The sequence below is a fragment of the Bacillus sp. cl95 genome (genome assembly GCF_900115925.1).
In the GTDB taxonomy this organism is placed as follows: Bacteria; Bacillota; Bacilli; order Bacillales; family Cytobacillaceae; genus Neobacillus_A.
The window spans coordinates 282,194-300,259 of record NZ_FOYF01000002.1 but is presented as its reverse complement, the minus strand read 5'-3'; the positions used below and the strand labels follow the sequence as shown (position 1 = coordinate 300,259).

Genomic DNA, 18,066 nt, shown 5'->3' with positions numbered 1-18,066 from the left:
CTTCAATCAACAAAGTGCATAAATTCAGCAATGTACTTTAACATGGCCTTTTTATTAAAATATAAAATGCCGAGTCGGCCGTTCTTGTTCATTCATCTTAGAAATTTAATTATGATTGTTACTATTATCGAAAAAAAAAGGCAGGATGTAAAGGGAAAGAGTGTATTTTTTATGGAAAACAGTGAAAACTGTCGAATTTTGAATGGATTGTATAAAGAAAGAGCACTCAAGCTTTTTGAGTGCTCTCAAATAATTAGTATTGCATTAATGTAAGAATGTCGTAGCCGTCAAGCTTTTCTCGGCCATCAAGGTAAGTTAATTCAATCAAGAAAGCAATTCCCGCTACTACTCCGCCCAACTCTTCAACAAGTTTGATTGTTGCATCGATTGTGCCGCCAGTTGCAAGTAGGTCATCTGTAATAAGGACACGTTGACCTGGCTTGATTGCATCTTTATGAATCGTTAAGACGTCAGAACCGTACTCAAGACCATAGTTTACCTTAACTGTTTCACGAGGAAGCTTCCCTTCTTTACGAACAGGAGCGAAACCTACTCCTAAAGAATAAGCCACTGGGCAGCCAATGATAAAGCCGCGTGCTTCAGGACCAACGACTAGGTCGATTTGTCTTTCACGCGCATATGCAACGATTTGATCTGTTGCGTATTTATAAGCTTCACCATTATCCATTAAAGTTGTAATATCCTTAAACTTAATACCTGGTTTCGGCCAATCTTCAACGATTGTGATGTACTGTTTTAAATCCATTCCTCAATTGCCTCCTCATTTTCCACCGACACTTGAAAGATTTGTTCAAATAATTGCTTTAAATCCGTAAAGGATGAATAGAGCAAGTCATTTTCAAGTGAATATTGTTCCTGTTTATGTTGATACGTAGGTGAATCTGTTAAATCTCGTTTTGAAGCTTCTTTATTCAAGGAAATTAATCCATTTTTTATTGTAACAAAATCTAATTCAAAAAACACCTTCGACATAAATTTTACTGTCTCACTGGACCAACCTTTATGTTTTGCAAGGTCATCTCCGCGACTTTTTAAATCAAACGGGCTATTTTTCGACAAGAATGCATAGAACCATCTAAAATGTTCCCGAGTAGGAATCGTGCTAAAGTAATCACTTTCTTCTTTTAAGAAAAGAGCATATATTCTAGCAGGTTTTTTCCCAAGGAATAGATTTGTTAAAAAGGCTTTTGACGGCGGCATATCCATAAGCACGATATTCGAGTCATCCATCTCCAAATCGGTAGCATCCTTTTCACTTTCCAATAGATGCACTTCCCCTTCAAGCAATTCAGCATACTTCTCTACATTTTGCTTGTGGAAAAAAATAAATGTGCTTGGCGATGGCATTGTATCCAATACAGATTTAAGTCTTTTCACACCTCGATAATCAAATAGCTGCCAAGTTTCAACCTTTGCATCTTTGATAAAGATCTGCGGCTTGCGGATATTATTCCACTCATTAATGGATAACTCTCCAATTACCGACACTTTCGAAGCCTGAGAAATTTGATCTAACAAAGGTCCGAGTCCAAATCCGATACCATCTAAAACGTTCCCCTCATCAGCAAGCGCCAACTTAAGGTGATTCTGCTCACTGCCTATTTTCCTCATGCTTGAAATATCAGCATCGCGAATAAGAATTTTAGGTTTTGGATTATCCATGCCATAAGGTGCAAGCAAATTCAACTCAGCCAAAGAAGATAGATTAATATCCTTGAGAGAGATTTCTCCATCAAGCATCGTTACTGGTACAAAATCTTTTTCAGTAAGCTGTTCACCACAAAGCTCGTTCAATCGTGATCGAAGTTCAGGAACATTCGCTAATTCCAAAGTCATTCCCGCTGCCATTGGATGTCCACCAAAATGAGGTAATATATCCCTGCTTAAAGATAGATTCTTAAACAAGTCAAAGCCTTCGATACTACGTGCGGAACCTTTCGCCAGTCCCTTTTCTTCATCAAAGCTCAAGACAATGGTAGGTCGATAGAAACGATCAACTAATCTAGATGCCACAATTCCAATTACGCCTGCGTTCCATCCAGCCTTACCGATTACCAAGACTTTGTTTTGATCTACTGGAAAGTCTCTTTCTACCATTTCGATGGCTTCGGCAGTAATCGTATTAACGATGTTTTGTCTTTCTTTGTTGAGGTTTTCCATCTCTTCTGCAAGAGCTTCAGCTTCATCGCGATCATTAGTCAAAAGGAGTTCGACAGCCATATCAGCGTTTTCAAGCCTGCCAACAGCATTGATTCTTGGACCTATCGTAAATCCAATTGTCTCCTCGCTGATATTTGTCATATCAACTCCAGCTCGCTTAAGGATGGCCTTTAAGCCAATATTTTGTGTACCTTTTAACTTTTCGATTCCTCTTTTAGCAATTGTTCTATTTTCATCCTTAAGTGAAACCAAATCTGCAATCGTCCCTATTACGGCAATTTCCAGCAAATGCTCAGGAAGTTCACCATAAAGGGCATGTGCCAATTTGAATGCCACCCCAACTCCTGCAAGTTCTTTAAAAGGGTAGATGCTATCCTCCAATTTTGGATGGATGATTGCCAATGCCTCAGGTAACTGAGGACCTGGTTCATGGTGGTCGGTAATAATAAGGTCAACACCAATTTCCTTTGCAATCGCTGCCTCGTGTAAAGCAGAAATCCCTGTATCAACAGTAATAATCAGGCGAACACCATTATCAGCAGCTGCCCTGAAAGCAGGTTCATTCGGTCCATATCCTTCTGTAAATCGATTCGGTATATAGTATTGGGCATTGGCCCCTAAATCTCGAAGTGCTGTCATCAAAACTACTGTAGAGCTTACACCATCAGCATCATAATCACCAAAGACGAGGATCGGCTCTTGAAGCTCAATCGCTTTACGAATTCTTGCGACTGCAGCATCCATTCCTTTTAACAAATAAGGGTCATGAAAAGAGTCTTGTCCAAATAAAAAATACCTTGCAGTATCAACAGTATCCAATCCGCGGTTTACAAGCATGGATGCAACAAAAGGTGTGATTTTCAGTTCATTCATAAGCGTTTCAGCTTTATCTTCGATGGATTCGCGAACAATCCACCTTGTTTTCGACTTTAACATACGTTTCACCCCTTAGACTTCCCTATTATACAGTAGTCAAAAAGGCGATTCAATGGAAGAAATTTTTAATGGCTCTTTTCTAAAAGATTGTTGTTTTTGAATTAATTTTTGTGAAAGTAAACCTAGTAATTGATTGAAGCGAAAAGGTGCTAGACTCCTCGAAAATCCTCCATTATGCTATCGCATAATATCGTGCGATGTAAATTCAGGGAAGAATTCCTTGTGCTATCGCAATTCCTTGGTGCGTGGGTCCATTCAAGGGAGCCATTTCATGTCCTGTGAGAGCAAGCGGGACAGGTGAGACCCCGCAGGCGCGAACGCGCACCGCCCGCCCCGAGAAGAATTTGCCCATGAAAAAGCCGGCATTAGGGCTTTTTCATAATTCGTCCACGGAAAGCTAGCATCCTGGAGCGGAAATCAACCACTACTTCAATTTATTAAATAGCAACAAAGTTTACGAAAACAGCCTTATTAAATAAGCTTTGTGAAAGCAAACAATAATCAATGAAGTTTATTGGAGCGGAAACCTACCAAAAAGAAAAACCGCAGAAAAATCTGCGGTTAGACTTGTGGTTCGTCGCTATAGACACGTTTTTCTTTAACAGTGTTAATAACACCTTTTTTCTTAAGTTCTTTCTTTTTGAATACAAGCCATAATTGTGCGGCAATGAAGATAGAAGAATACACCCCTGTAATAAGTCCGACTAATAATGCAAGGGAGAAATTACGGATGGCTTCGCTTCCGAAAATAAGCATCGCAACAACTGTAATTACTACGGTAAGAACAGTGTTGATTGAGCGAGTAATCGTTTGACGAATACTCACATTAACGATGTCTTCAATGTCTTCAACAGACTTGATTTTCTTTTTCTTCTGCATGTTTTCACGCATTCTGTCAAAAGTAACGATCGTATCATTAATCGAATAACCAACTATCGTTAATACAGCCGCGATGAAATTCAAGTCGACTTCAAGTCTCGTAATACTGAAGAATACAATCATAAATATAGCATCATGGAGCAATGAAGCAATGGCAGCAATGGCCATGTACATTTCAAAGCGCAATGTTACATAAATAATGATGCCGATAGATGCTATTACCACGGCAATAAAGGCATTTTTAGCAAGTTCTTTACCAATGGTTGGAGACACGGTGCTTACGTTTGGCTCATTGCCAAATGCCTCTCTAAAATCCTTCTTAAGCTCAGAAATTTCATCTTTCTTAAGAACACCTTTTAATCTCATCGCCGCGATATCGTTATTATCTCCTGAAATGACGATATCTTCTGTTTTATGACCAGTCTTTTCTATTTCGGCTTTCACTATTTCAGAAGTTAATGGTTTTTCAGACAAGACCTCAACACGTGTTCCGCTTGTAAAATCAATCGCAAGGTTTAGGCGGAAAATCAGCAAGATAATCGCACCAGCTCCAAGCAAGATGGCAGAAAGAACAAAGAACTTATTTCTGCTTTTCGCAAAATCGATTCGGTCGAATTTCGTAGGTAAATCTAGAGTATCGTAGTTTTCAGCTATGTCTTTAACATCTGCTTTCTTCACACCGAACCATGTAGGCTTGTTGTTCAGCCATTGACTGTTTACCCATAATCCTAATAATAGTCTAGATCCGTACACAGCTGTGATAAAGCTTCCTAAAATGCTGACAATCAGCATCGTTGCGAATCCTTTTACAGAACTTGTCCCATAGAAGAAAAGTACAGCAGCAGTTAAAATCGTTGTGATATTCGCATCGAAAATCGTCATGAACGAGTTTTTATTACCTGCTTCAAACGCAGATTTAATAGATCGGCCAACTTTAATTTCTTCACGAATCCGCTCATACGTAATAATATTTGCATCTACAGCCATACCAACCCCGAGGATGATAGCGGCAATTCCAGGAAGCGTAAGCACCCCATTCATCCAGTCAAAAATGAGCAAGATGAGGTAAATGTAGATTGAAAGTGTAACAACTGCAACGAATCCCGGGAAGCGATAGTACAAGATCATGAACAAGAAAATGATGGCAACACCAATTAAACCGGCGATTACCGTATCATGCATCGCTTGTTCCCCAAATTTTGCTCCAACGGATGTTGAATAAACTTCTTTAAGTTTTACAGGAAGTGCTCCTGCATTCAGTAATGACGATAACGTTGTAGCTTCTTCAACCGTAAAGTTCCCTACAATCGAGACAGTGTCTTGATTAAAGATTTCTCTTACAGTTGGAGCCGAAATAAATCTAGGATCCGGACTTCCAGATTCTTTTTTGAATGAATCTTTACCTTCTTCAAAATCTAACCAGATGACAAGAACGTTGTTCGGTGCCATCTTCACAATATCTTCAGACACTTGACGGAATTTATCCGCATCCTTCAGCTTAATGCTAACACTCGGTTTACCATTTTCATCGAAGGTTTGCTTTGCCCCGCCTCCGACAAGGTCGGTACCGTCCATCTTAACTTTGTCATTAGCATCACGGAAAGTCAGATTAGCTTCAGTTGAAAGAATCTCACGGGCTTTGTTCTGATCTTTAACACCAGCAAGTTGAACACGAATACGATTCTTTCCTTCAATTTGAATATTCGGCTCGCTGACACCAAGGACGTTAATCCTCCTATCGAGAGCCTTAGCTGTGCTAGCTAGTGTTTTTTGATCGATTACTTGACCTTTTTTAGCTGGTTTAACCTCATACAAGATTTCAAAACCACCTTGGAGATCTAGCCCCAACTTTAAGTTATTCAAGATGTTCTTCGTTGTTCCTCCCATTAAACCGCCTAAAAGTAAGACGATGAGGAAGAAAGCTATGATTCTGCTACGTTTAACCATTATGTATGAATCCTCCTTAGGCTTAAGCCTGTCCAATAGAACCACTCAAAGGCTCTATTAAGATGCTTGCTACAATATTCACATTATGAAAGAAGATATAAAAACTGTCAATTTAACTTCTTCCTGATTTTTCAAATTATTTCATTAGTTCTTTCCATTCTTCTTTATCATCCATTGAAAATTCAGTCTCTTTAAAAGCTTTGATGGTTGCATAACTTATGTAGTCGCTGACTTTGACACCTAAAATATCTTGGACGATTGAGTGAAGACTTTTTTCTTCATTCTTCTTTTTCCATTTCTTCTTCGTCATGAATGCCCAAAGTTCTACCTCTGTGACAGTTTCATACCCAAGAAGGCGAAATTCTTCCAACTTGCTCAATAAAGCAGGTCTCACTTCTCTAAAAAAAACATCATACTCATGGCCGATTTCCATATTCAGCCGCCCCCTCGCCAAGAATCAATCATATTGGGAATCAAAATGAAACGGTACTTGTCATGCTTTGTCCACCTTGAAGCATATAGTTAATTGTATATGATAACGCCGATTTTGAGAAGGTGGGAAGTTGTATGTCTAAATTTTTAAAAGGAACTGTCACATTACTAATTGCGGGCTTGATCACGAGAGTGTTAGGTTTCATTAATCGAATCGTTGTTGCGAGGTTTATTGGCGAAGAAGGCGTCGGGTTATTCATGATGGCATTTCCGACCCTTATTCTAGTCATCACCATCACTCAACTCGGTCTGCCTGTTGCGATTTCTAAAAATGTAGCTGAAGCTGAAGCTGCCGGGGACTACGGAAAAATCAAGAAAATCCTTGTCGTTTCATTAGCCACGACTATAGGATTATCCATCATATTCACTCCAGCACTGATACTTTTAGCTCCTTATCTTGCGCAGACACTATTTACAGACCCAAGAACATATTATCCATTAATGGCAATCGCTCCAGTTGTTCCAATCATTGCAGTATCTTCCGTCTTACGAGGATACTTTCAAGGACGTCAGAACATGAAGCCTGCCGCTTATTCACAGGTTTTAGAGCAGGTCGTGCGCATTGCCCTTATCGCAGTTATGACGAAAGCGTTTCTTCCATACGGTATTGAATATGCAGCTGCCGCAGCTATGTTTTCATCTGTAATCGGAGAATTAGTCTCACTTATTTATTTGATGACTGCTTTTAAGATTAAAAAGCGATTCAAGCTAAGGAGCCGTTTCTTTCAGTTTGTGAGTTCTGGTAAAGAAACTTTTAAAGAACTGATGAGTGTTGCGATGCCAACGACAGGAAGCCGAGCAATTGGTTCTATCGCTTGGTTCTTAGAACCGATTGTCGTCTCTCATAGTCTTGCCATAGCAGGAGTAGCCGCTGCTGCTGCTACAAAACAATATGGTGCTTTAACTGGTTATGCCTTACCTTTGCTCATGCTCCCTTCATTCGTCACTTACTCATTAGCTACTTCCCTAGTCCCGGCAATAAGTGAAGCAAACTCGATGAACAACTCAAGACTTATCGAACACCGCTTACAGCAAGCTCTAAGATTTTCATTTCTAACCGGTGGATTAGCCGTCATCGTCCTTTATGTATTAGCTGAACCATTAATGCTTTTAATGTATGGTTCAACCAATGGTTCCGATTTTATTAAAATCATGGCACCATGCTTTATTTTTTACTATTATCAAGGTCCATTACAGGCTGCACTACAGGCCCTCAACCTAGCAAATGCAGCAATGATTAACAGTTTGATTGGAGCAGCTGTTAAAATAGCAATCATCTTCATGTTTGCGACTCAGCCTCAATTTGGAATTCACGGTGCAGCACTTGGCATTATCGCCGGGTTCGTTCTTGTAACGATTTTGCATTTTGCAACCGTCCTTCGAAAAGTGACCTTTACAATTTATTTTATGGAATATATCAAAGGCTTTCTCGTAATGGGATTAGCTGGCTATGTTGGATATTGGATCTTTCAAACCGTTTCTGCACAAGGAAATCTTGCAATCCAGGCTCTAGCAGCTATTGCTGGAATGACGATTACATATGTAATCCTCCTATTCGTATTCGGCTTGTTAAAAAAGGACGAAGTCAAAAGAATTCCATGGATTGGCGGCCCATTATCAAAACTTGCGATAAGGTAGGTAATAACTAAAGACACGCGCTGGCGTGTCTTATTTTTCATCTTTCAAATCAATAAAGTACTTTCCATGTTCAAAGCTGCAGAAAGAAATTTGTTTGATGTCCCGGTAACCTCGTTCCCTGAGATCCTGTCGAAGTCCAAGATTCGTTTTGTGAACCCTTTCAAGATTTCCCTCTTGGATTTCACCATCGATAATAAGAGGGATCGTCATATCACCCCTGGGTTCTATGTCACGATGTTTTTTTTCAAAAACGGATAGCTTTCCTGATGCCTCTAGAATCGCGAATTCCACATCTGCAATATTTCTGATATCTTTTTCCCTTAGTTGCAAAAGAAGATCATCAAAATTGTATCGCTGTTGCCTCATGGCATGTTCATCAATCTTCCCCCGATTGATGATGACAATCGGCTGACCATCTACTAAATCACGGAATCTCTTACTTTTCAGTGATATTTGAGCCAAAACGATTTGCACGAGCATTAAGATTCCCATAGGAAGAAGGGTATGTAGAATTTTTGTTTCCGCACCATTTTCGATTCCTACTACCGCCAACTCAGCAATCATGATAAAGACGACAAGATCTAGAACACTTAACTCTCCAATTTCCCTCTTTCCCATGAGACGGAAAATAGCAATGATCAGTACATAAAAAAATAATGTACGCATCGTAATAATTAAATATTCTTCCACAGTCCCCCGCTCCCTGCTTTTTAGCATTCAGTAATAATGTCCGCTTTTATGACACGAACCATTCAGGGAAATTTTCCCATCAGATAATTTCGGCCGATAAAATAATTCGAAAAATAATTCTATTTTTATCAACAGTGAATATGCTTGTACAAAGATAAGTTTTTGCGTAAGGGAAAATTTCTGTAAAGTCCTGAGCGCTCTAGAAGAGAGGGGAGATCAACAATCGAATCAAAAACATTTGGAAAAGCACTTCTTTATGGATTAATAACTATCTTCTTCTTTGCGATGGTGAGCAGTATCATATTCTCTTTAATTCTAAGGTTTACCTCAGTGCAAGAAGGATCATTGCATTACATTGTAACTGCAATATCTTTCGTTGGAATTTTCGGCGGAGGATTCATCTCTGGAGGCAAAGGCAAACATAAAGGCTGGCTGATAGGCGGAGTAACTGGTACAGCTTATTCGTTTATTATTTTGCTGTTTCAATATTTGGGATATGATGAGCTCTTCTCAACTGAACAGGTCATTTATCACGTCTGCTACATTCTAATCTGTATGATGGGTGGAATTCTAGGCGTCAATATGAATTCTAATACAAGAAATTCCATTTAAGATCAATATAAAAAAAAAGGAAGCCGAGTCGGCTTCCTTTTTTTTGCAATGATTAAGCTTTAGCAAGCTTGTCTCCCGCGCTTTCCACTACCTCACGAATAGCACCGCGGTCGTATGTAAGTCGGCTTCCATCTCCACATTTGATGACAACTTTGTCTTCATCAATTGCATCAACGAATCCATGGAGTCCTCCAATTGTTACAATCTTATCTCCTTTTTTTAGGTCAGATTGCATTTGTTGAACAGACTTTTGGCGTTTTTGTTGAGGACGGATTAATAAGAAGTAAAATAAAACAAACATCAAAATTAATGGTCCTACTGTACCTAACATTCCTTCCATGTTGTTTCCCTCCTTTCAAAAGTATCTATTAGAAATTTTTCGCATTTGGCTTGTTAAAGCCATATTGCTCAAAAAATTCTTCTCTGAAATCACCAAGTCTGTCTTCTCTGATCGCTTGACGGACTTGCTCCATTAAGTTTAACAGAAAATAAAGATTATGGTAAGTTGTTAATCTAATACCGAATGTTTCTTCACAACGGATTAAGTGACGGATATATGCTCTGCTGTAATTTTTGCAAGTGTAGCAATCACAATTTTCATCAATCGGACCAAAATCACGTGCATACTTAGCATTTTTAACTACAAGGCGACCATTGCTAGTCATTAATGTACCGTTACGTGCGATTCGGCTTGGCAATACGCAGTCAAACATGTCTACGCCTCTGATTGCTCCATCGATTAGTGAATCAGGAGACCCAACCCCCATCAAATATCTTGGTTTATTTGATGGAAGTAATGGTGTCGTGAATTCTAGGACTCGATTCATGATGTCCTTTGGTTCTCCAACCGAAAGTCCGCCGATTGCGTAACCAGGGAAATCCATTGATACTAAATCCTTTGCACTCAATTTACGTAAATCTTCGTATTCTCCACCTTGTACAATACCAAATAGCCCTTGATCGTTTGGACGTTTGTGGCCTTCCAGACACCTCTCAGCCCATCTGGATGTACGTTCTACCGACTTCAACATATATTCATGTGTTGCAGGGAAAGGTGGACACTCATCAAATGCCATCATAATGTCTGAGCCCAAAGCATTTTGAATTTCCATCGCTTTCTCTGGAGAAAGGAAAAGCTTATCCCCATTCAGATGGTTACGGAAATGTACTCCCTCTTCTTCGATTCTTCGGAACTCACTTAAGCTAAATACTTGGAAACCGCCAGAATCTGTTAAGATTGCGCGATCCCAATTCATGAATTTGTGTAAGCCGCCAGCTTCACCGATAATTTCATGTCCAGGTCTAAGCCATAAATGATAAGTGTTACTTAGAATGATGCCTGCACCCATGTTTACTAGATCCTCAGGGGACATGGTCTTAACAGTAGCAAGTGTACCAACCGGCATAAATACTGGTGTTTCAAATGATCCGTGGGGAGTGTGTACCCTTCCCAAACGTGCACCGGTTTGTTTACAAGTTTTAATTAATTCATAGCGAATAGCTGTCAAAGCATATTTCTCCTTCCGTACTTACATGGTTGTCCTATTAATTAAATTAGGCTCTTTTCGTAAACTTTGTTGTTTTCACAAGCAAAAGTAAAAATCGGCTTCTGGATTTTTACTATTTTTAATGAATTCTTGGGTCAGCAACTACTCGAAAAGAGCCCCGAAGCCATAAAGAATGCGGGATGAAAGTAGCATCCGAAAAGCAACAATCAGTGCGAAAACAGCCTTAAATTATGAGCATTGCATCTCCAAAGCTGAAAAAGCGATAACGTTCTTCTACTGCTGTCGTGTATGCATGCAGTATGTTTTCTCTTCCTGCCAATGCACTAACCAGCATAATCAAAGTCGATCTTGGCAGATGAAAATTCGTAATCATCCCATCAATAGCCTTAAATTCATATCCAGGATAGATGAAAATATTTGTCCAGCCGCTTCCAGCAACAAATGTACCGTCATTAGCTGTGGCAATCGTTTCAAGAGTGCGGGTTGACGTTGTACCTACTGTGATGATTCTGCCACCATCTCCACGTACTTCATTCAATAATCTTGCCGTACCTTCTGAAACCATATAGAATTCCGAATGCATATCATGCTCAAGAACGTTGTCAACACTCACTGGACGGAAAGTACCCAATCCGACATGAAGTGTAATGAACGCAATATGAACACCCATTTCCTTTAGCTCTTCCAGTAGTTCCTCTGTAAAATGCAGACCGGCTGTCGGTGCTGCTGCAGATCCTCTTTCCCTAGCAAATACGGTTTGATAACGATCTTTATCATCCAATTGTTCCTTTATGTATGGAGGTAAAGGCATTTCTCCTAATTTTTCCAGAACCTCATAGAAAATGCCATTGTATTGAAATTCCAATACTCGACCACCTTGATCGGAAACATCCGTACAAACGGCCGTTAATAGACCATCTCCAAAAATTACCTTGGTTCCGACTTTTACTCTCTTGGCAGGTTTTATGAGAGTTTCCCATTGGTCTCCTTCTTGCTGCTTTAGCAAGAGGACTTCAATTTTTGCACCAGTGTCTTCTTTCATTCCAAACAATCTTGCAGGCAAAACTCTCGTATCGTTCAATACGAGGCAATCACCTTTTCTCAAGTGCTTTTTAATACTATTAAAGTTTTCGTGTTCAAGTTCACCTGTTTCCTTATTAATTACCATAAGACGGCTGTCTGTCCGGTTCTCCAATGGAACCTGGGCAATCAGCTCTTCAGGCAAATGAAAATCAAATAAATCTACCTTCATACTTACACCCTATCTTTTATGTTATTTAGCAGTAGTTGAGTTGACTATGATTCAAATGGCACTTCCATCTTAAAATGACGATAAACGTCAGGAGTGACAATTCTTCCCCTCGGAGTTCGCTGAAGAAAACCAATTTGAAGTAAATATGGTTCATATACATCTTCAATAGTTTCTGCTTCTTCCCCAATGGTAGCGGCAATGGTTTCAAGTCCCACTGGCCCCCCTCGGAATCTTTCAATTATGCCTAATAAAAGTTTTTGATCGATATGATCTAGTCCTAATTTATCTACTTGAAGCCTCTCTAATGCTTCTTGAGCAAGTCCGATATCTACGATGCCATTGCCTTTTACTTGAGCAAAATCTCGTACCCTTCTTAAGAGTCGATTGGCGATACGCGGAGTTCCTCGCGACCTTCTAGCAATTTCGGCAGCTGCCTGTAGATCAATTTCAGTGTCTAAAAGCTCTGCGGTTCTTACAATGATACTTTTTAACTGGTCTTCCTTATAATACTCGAGCCTGCTTAAAACTCCAAATCGATCCCGGAGTGGCGCAGATAAAGAACCCGCTCTTGTTGTAGCTCCCACCAAAGTAAATGGAGGCAAATCAAGGCGGACAGATCTTGCCGTGGGTCCCTTGCCTATTACAATATCCAAGCAGAAATCTTCCATGGCAGGATATAGAACTTCTTCTATTGACCTTGGCAGACGATGAATTTCATCAATAAAAAGCACATCTCCGGGCTCTAGAGCTGTTAAGATCGCCGCTAAGTCTCCTGGTCTCTCAATAGCAGGACCTGAAGTAGTACGGATGTTTACGCTCATCTCATTGGCGATAATGGTTGCAAGTGTTGTCTTTCCAAGTCCAGGCGGTCCATAAAGCAATACGTGATCAAGCGTTTCTTGACGCATCTTTGCCGCTTCAATAAAGATAGTAAGATTCTCTTTAACTTTATCCTGTCCAATATATTGTTTTAAGTTTTGCGGACGCAGGCTTTGTTCAAAGCTAATTTCATTCATATCAGCTTCTTTTGAAACAATACGGTCATCCATATATACTCACCTTATTTCAAAAGCCTCTGCAAGGCCTTTTTAATATACTGATCGGTCGACATTTTTTCTTTTCTTAAGTCAGGAGCGATTTTCTTGATTTCTTTTTCAGAATATCCGAGCGCTTTTAACGCTAGCAATGCTTCTTCAAAATCATTTTCCTGAACAGATTTTTTCTCAATAGTGTCGTTATTGAATAGATTTGGAAAGAAGTCAGGGACAATATTTTGCAACTTCCCTTTCAAATCAAGAATCATTTGTCTGGCCGTCTTTTTACCAACTCCCGGAAACTTGACAAGAAAAGCTTCGTCTTCATTTTCAATTGCCTGGACAACCTGCTCTGGTTCTCCTGAAGCAAGGATTGCCAATGCACCTTTAGGGCCAATTCCAGACACATTCAATAGCTTGGTAAAAAGGGTCTTTTCCTCTCTTGTTTCAAAACCATATAAGGCAATGATGTCTTCCCTTACATAATGATAAGTAAAAATATGAACGCGGGAACCAATTTTTCCTGAAAAGACAAAAGGATTTGGAGTTGCAATTTGATATCCTATGTCGTTATTTTCGATCACAATATATTCTGGTCCGATAAACTCGACCGTTCCTTTAATAAATTCAAACAAGGCGTTCTCTCCTCAATTTTGCTGTACCTCATTCTATCATATAATTTTGTCCATTAATAAGAAAATAGTTGCAATTATAGACAGAATTTATTTATAATAAGAAAGGTTGAAATATTCTGACGGGGGTAGAGAGAAATGAAAAAATTATTAGCATTATTAGCAATTTTCACACTTATGTTCTCAGTAGTTGGTTGCTCAGCTGAAAAAGAAGAAAAAGCTGACAAGCCGAAAGAAGAAAAGAAAGAAGACACAGCTGCATTAACGGATCAAGTGAAATCTAAAGTTTACAACGCTGCGCGTATCGCTGAAGGCAAAGTAAACGATGTTTTCGCACATGATGTTGCTGCTGACGAAACAACTCCAATCCTTGCTGCAAGTTTTGCTGACGAAGCTGCTGCTGTTAAGTTCTTATCTAACTACTACAGTGAAGAAGTTGCAAAACAAATCTACACTTACTATGCTACAGGCGAAAAGACTGCTGAAGGCCAAGTAATTGTGAAAGCTGATCCATACTTCACACCATCTCTTCTTGAAACAAAGTTAGCAGATGTAACTGTTGAAGGCGATGCTAACAAAGCAACAATCAAACAATCTGGCGGTTTTACATACACTGTTGAATTAAAAGACGGTAAGTATGTTGTAACAGGCGCTACAAAATAATTTAGTAAAAAAGACCAGTCAATTGACTGGTCTTTTTTGCATCTATTCATAGGTTGAATATACTTTGAAAGTCTCAAGTACTTCTTCATACTTATCTTTCGTTTTGATCGGTATCCCCTGTAAAATTTCGGATTGCTTCTTGCTTTCTAATTTTTTTATGTCTATCTGGAAGAAAGATTGAATGATATTGTATTCGTGCGGTTTCCCATTGAAAATAGATAGTGTTCCATCATTTGTGATTCCAAAGTATCCATTCGTTTTCAATAACGGAGATATATCATCTTCATACTTTCTCATTACAAACTTCGCTTTTCCCATATCCATAATCTGCCACTGATCGTATTTTGCCCAGAATTCATCCATAGAGTATACCGTTTCTACAACAGTTTCTTGACTTATTTCCCCGTCAAGATAGATTCTCTCTAAGACAAGTTCTATTTGAAATGCTTCAGATGGCTGTTGCTGCCTATTTGTTTCATCGTATTTTGCCGCAGCTACCTTTAACTCTAAAAGACTGTGATTTGGAAACGTAGAGAGTATGACAGTCAAAAACAGGATAGCCCAAAACATTTTCGTTGGGAGGACTCTCATACATGATCACCTCTTTAACAATTGGATATTGGAATACTTTCCATTCATATTGTTAACGATTAATAGAAAATTATCCTATAAAAAAAGAAAAGGGCATAAACAATTACTTTATAAATCCTTAGAAATTTCACAAATCGAATAAGGAGCGATTATTAATTAGAAAAAGCAAAGCGGTCACCGCTTTGCTTCCATTCTTAATCTGTCCAGTTATCCCCTGGTTCCTGAAACAATCTTCTCAGTCGATCATTCGTTGTTGTTTTTATATTTTTCACTTTAAGATCCTTATCCATTGTTGCGATCCGGATGTATGTTTTTTCATCTGTTGCAACCTTTATATTTCTACCTGACACCAACGCACTTGTTTCTTTTTTTATTGCTCGAATCGTTTCTTTTTCATTGTTGTTATTCATAAGCTTTGCTGCAACAAGAACATCATCACCATATACAACTGCTCGAACATCCTCAACATTCTCTACACGATCTACAGATCTCTCTATTCGTTCCGAAAGATCAGCATTATACTGATTTGTTTCTGGAGCATGTCCTGCTGTATTTAAATGGCCATGATAATTAAGATCACTATCCTGATATCGATTATCGTGTGCAAAGAAATTCCTATCCCTCTTAGCATATGGTTTTGTAGGATTTATCGGATTTCCATTTTCATCTCTATTTTGCATGGCTTTTAGTTCACGGTTCCGAACATTGTTACTTTCATCTCCAGCGGAGTGATCGAGCATCTCAGTAATCGCACCATCGTTATCATCAAGCATTCTGGCATTTCCGCCACTTTTTTGATGATCCTCATTGGAATAGTACCCCATCGGTTGGGCCGTATCAGAGTATCGATCCTGGGCTGAATTTTTATCTCCACATCCCGCAAGACAAAGTGTCAAAATTGCAGATGCTGGCACAAAATACTTTTTATAATTCAAGCTGATTACCCCCTTTACTGCATGTTTAAGCACTAAAACGTGCTCAATCTTAGGTTGCCGGTAAATGGGGGTAATCATGCAGGAATTTAAGACCAACCCATCAACATTTATAAGGAACGTATTTGACGCTTTAGATCCTTTATGAATTGCTTCCTTAAGTAAAATTGCTGTACTGTGAGTTCTAAAGTATATTTCATCTTCCGCTCGTCATCATAGCTCTTTTCTCTTATCAGCCTGTTCCATTCCCTCAATAAATCTGTTGGATAGCCTATCGCATATAAAAACCCATGTGAGTTTACATAGTCCTTCATGTACTTATATTTAAAAAGAGAATTGATTTTCCAACTTAGAAATGGCATTATCCGATTAGCATATTGCAAATGATCAATAATTTTTGGACCAATGCTGATCAGATCAAAGTCAATCAGCTTTAATTCACCTTCATATGTTCTAAAAAAATTGTGATGTGCCAAATCTCCGTGCAAAATCGTATAAGGCTCCTCGGCAAAATCTATATTGCACTTTTCCATCCCCTCCAGAGACCAATCCGCCCAATTTACGATTTCGTCAATTTGTTCTCTTCCAAGGAAATATTGAATCATAGGGATATTTTTAATAAATTGTGAAGTTCTGTCTTTCCATTTTTGTTCAATATTATAAACAGGAATAAGCTCTTTATAACTGTGTACAAAGCTTGCGGTGATGGTGTGAAATTTGTTTAGGATTTTAAGCCCAGCTTTTCTGTTGGTTTGTGAATCGAACTGGAAGGGGCGTTTATCTGCTTGAAAATATTCTATGCATCCGAAAAATAGTCCCTCAAAATAAAGTGGTTCGTCTGAAACATCTCGTAAGAACGAATAGGTATGATCAAATCCTTCTTTCTTTAATGTTTCCGTGAAATTTTCCTGCAGAGATAACTTCGCATATGAAGAATATCCTTTTAAGATCATGGGACGGGAAGGTGTTTCTAGGTAATATACAGCACCTCTTAAAGGTGTTAATCTAATAATTCTTTCTAAAAAGTGTTTTTTTAAGTAAGAGAGGAGACGAAAGTAATACTTATCGTCTCCTCCATTTTTAAACGCCGTAATCACTGCTTTCGTCATCATATCGTGGCATTTGATAGGTGTTTCCACCTTGAGCAGGCATGCCATATTGATTTAGGAAAGGAGGCTGTGGCATATTCATTTGACCGAATGGTGGAGCATAGATCGGCGGTGTTGGTGGGATGAAATTTTGTTGACTTTGTGGAAGCTGTTGCCCAGGGCCTTGTTGAACCTGTTGACCTTGTAGATTTGGCATTTCAGGTCCTCCACATCCACAATCATCCTGATTACCTTGCATTGGCATTCCACCCTGCATTGGCATTCCGCCTTGCATCGGGTATCCTCCTTGCATTGGCATTCCGCCTTGCATCGGGTATCCACCCTGCATTGGCATTCCACCTTGCATCGGGTATCCACCCTGCATTGGCATTCCACCTTGCATCGGTATTCTGCCTTGCATTGGCATTCCACCCTGCATTGGCATTCCACCTTGCATTGGCATTCCACCCTGCATTGGCATTCCGCCTTGCATTGGCATTCCACCCTGCATTGGCATTCCACCTTGCATTGGCATTCCACCTTGCATTGGCATTCCGCCTTGCATTGGCATTCCACCTTGCATTGGCATTCCGCCTTGCATTGGCAACATATCAGAGGACTCCATACCACTTTCCGCTTGCGGGAAATACCCCATTTGACCATATGGACTTGGCGCAAACGGTGCACCCATTGGTCCAAATCCCATTCCAGGCCCAGGCATTACTGGAGAAACAGGGAAACAATTATCTTGGATACCCATTACTGGCTGTGCTGCTGGAGCTGTTTGTGGTAATTGCGGCATACTTGGCTCTTGGACATCCGCAGCAGGCATTTGCTGTGCGGGCTGTTGTTGGATCGGTTGTAATGTTGCTTGTTCCAACCTATTCATATAGTCCATGAAACCTTGGCTTGGCATCTGACCCATTTGCGGCATCTGGCCCATTTGCGGCATTTGACCCATTTGCGGCATTTGACCCATTTGCGGCATTTG

The 18,066-nt window shown here is 39.6% G+C and carries 16 protein-coding genes and 1 pseudogene; 3 read left to right on the top strand and 14 right to left on the bottom strand.

Annotation, left to right across the window (positions count from 1 at the left end; genetic code table 11):
- Window positions 1-253: 253 nt before the first annotated feature.
- The 4 genes from BMZ31_RS06700 to BMZ31_RS06685 all read right to left on the bottom strand — a co-directional run bounded on the left by BMZ31_RS06700 (window position 254) and on the right by BMZ31_RS06685 (window position 6,376).
- Window positions 254-766, bottom strand: coding sequence for an adenine phosphoribosyltransferase (locus tag BMZ31_RS06700; RefSeq protein WP_090830953.1), 513 nt, complete (start codon window positions 764-766; stop codon window positions 254-256).
- Window positions 757-3,117 (bottom strand): single-stranded-DNA-specific exonuclease RecJ, encoded by a 2,361-nt coding sequence (gene recJ, locus BMZ31_RS06695; protein WP_090830952.1) that lies wholly within the window; start codon window positions 3,115-3,117, stop codon window positions 757-759. The genes BMZ31_RS06700 and recJ overlap by 10 nt, the downstream gene beginning before the upstream one ends.
- Window positions 3,118-3,678: 561 nt before the next feature.
- On the bottom strand, window positions 3,679-5,943 hold the full coding sequence (gene secDF / locus BMZ31_RS06690) for a protein translocase subunit SecDF (protein ID WP_090830951.1): 2,265 nt from the start codon (window positions 5,941-5,943) through the stop codon (window positions 3,679-3,681).
- 136 nt (window positions 5,944-6,079) lie between these two features.
- Window positions 6,080-6,376, bottom strand: coding sequence for a post-transcriptional regulator (locus BMZ31_RS06685; RefSeq protein WP_090830950.1), 297 nt, complete (start codon window positions 6,374-6,376; stop codon window positions 6,080-6,082).
- Window positions 6,377-6,510: 134 nt separating this feature from the next.
- Between BMZ31_RS06685 and spoVB the strand changes: the two genes are divergently transcribed.
- Window positions 6,511-8,073 carry a stage V sporulation protein B gene (gene spoVB, locus BMZ31_RS06680; RefSeq protein ID WP_090830949.1) on the top strand — a complete coding sequence of 521 codons (1,563 nt, stop codon included), beginning with the start codon at window positions 6,511-6,513 and terminating at the stop codon, window positions 8,071-8,073.
- A gap of 30 nt (window positions 8,074-8,103) precedes the next feature.
- Here the strand turns inward: spoVB and BMZ31_RS06675 are convergent, their stop codons facing one another.
- Window positions 8,104-8,763, bottom strand: coding sequence for a DUF421 domain-containing protein (locus BMZ31_RS06675; protein ID WP_090830948.1), 660 nt, complete (start codon window positions 8,761-8,763; stop codon window positions 8,104-8,106).
- Window positions 8,764-8,985: 222 nt separating this feature from the next.
- Here BMZ31_RS06675 and BMZ31_RS06670 point away from each other — a divergent pair, with 222 nt between their 5' ends.
- On the top strand, window positions 8,986-9,375 hold the full coding sequence (locus tag BMZ31_RS06670) for a TIGR04086 family membrane protein (RefSeq protein WP_090830947.1): 390 nt from the start codon (window positions 8,986-8,988) through the stop codon (window positions 9,373-9,375).
- A gap of 52 nt (window positions 9,376-9,427) precedes the next feature.
- Here BMZ31_RS06670 and yajC read toward each other — a convergent pair whose 3' ends face one another.
- From yajC to ruvA, 5 genes are all read right to left on the bottom strand, one after another.
- Entirely contained in the window at window positions 9,428-9,715 is a 288-nt protein-coding gene (gene yajC, locus BMZ31_RS06665; protein WP_090830946.1) for a preprotein translocase subunit YajC, read from the bottom strand.
- Between the two features lie 28 nt (window positions 9,716-9,743).
- Window positions 9,744-10,883, bottom strand: coding sequence for a tRNA guanosine(34) transglycosylase Tgt (gene tgt / locus BMZ31_RS06660; RefSeq protein WP_090830945.1), 1,140 nt, complete (start codon window positions 10,881-10,883; stop codon window positions 9,744-9,746).
- 223 nt (window positions 10,884-11,106) lie between these two features.
- Entirely contained in the window at window positions 11,107-12,135 is a 1,029-nt protein-coding gene (queA, locus tag BMZ31_RS06655) for a tRNA preQ1(34) S-adenosylmethionine ribosyltransferase-isomerase QueA (RefSeq protein ID WP_090830944.1), read from the bottom strand.
- Between the two features lie 44 nt (window positions 12,136-12,179).
- Entirely contained in the window at window positions 12,180-13,184 is a 1,005-nt protein-coding gene (gene ruvB, locus BMZ31_RS06650) for a Holliday junction branch migration DNA helicase RuvB (protein WP_090830943.1), read from the bottom strand.
- Window positions 13,185-13,195: 11 nt separating this feature from the next.
- Window positions 13,196-13,804 (bottom strand): Holliday junction branch migration protein RuvA, encoded by a 609-nt coding sequence (gene ruvA / locus BMZ31_RS06645; RefSeq protein ID WP_090830942.1) that lies wholly within the window; start codon window positions 13,802-13,804, stop codon window positions 13,196-13,198.
- A gap of 135 nt (window positions 13,805-13,939) precedes the next feature.
- Here ruvA and BMZ31_RS06640 point away from each other — a divergent pair, with 135 nt between their 5' ends.
- Window positions 13,940-14,464 (top strand): endonuclease, encoded by a 525-nt coding sequence (locus BMZ31_RS06640; RefSeq protein WP_090830941.1) that lies wholly within the window; start codon window positions 13,940-13,942, stop codon window positions 14,462-14,464.
- A gap of 42 nt (window positions 14,465-14,506) precedes the next feature.
- Here BMZ31_RS06640 and BMZ31_RS06635 read toward each other — a convergent pair whose 3' ends face one another.
- The 4 genes and pseudogenes from BMZ31_RS06635 to BMZ31_RS20250 form a co-directional block, all read right to left on the bottom strand.
- Window positions 14,507-15,034 carry a BofC C-terminal domain-containing protein gene (locus tag BMZ31_RS06635; protein WP_090831383.1) on the bottom strand — a complete coding sequence of 176 codons (528 nt, stop codon included), beginning with the start codon at window positions 15,032-15,034 and terminating at the stop codon, window positions 14,507-14,509.
- Between the two features lie 215 nt (window positions 15,035-15,249).
- Complete coding sequence (locus BMZ31_RS06630; RefSeq protein ID WP_175478019.1) at window positions 15,250-15,990, bottom strand: YhcN/YlaJ family sporulation lipoprotein; 741 nt, start codon at window positions 15,988-15,990, stop codon at window positions 15,250-15,252.
- Window positions 15,991-16,097: 107 nt separating this feature from the next.
- On the bottom strand, window positions 16,098-17,099 hold the full coding sequence (locus BMZ31_RS06625) for a hypothetical protein (RefSeq protein ID WP_090970870.1): 1,002 nt from the start codon (window positions 17,097-17,099) through the stop codon (window positions 16,098-16,100).
- Window positions 17,068-18,066: pseudogene (locus tag BMZ31_RS20250) on the bottom strand (hypothetical protein); the annotation flags it as partial. The pseudogene BMZ31_RS20250 and the gene BMZ31_RS06625, both read right to left, overlap by 32 nt.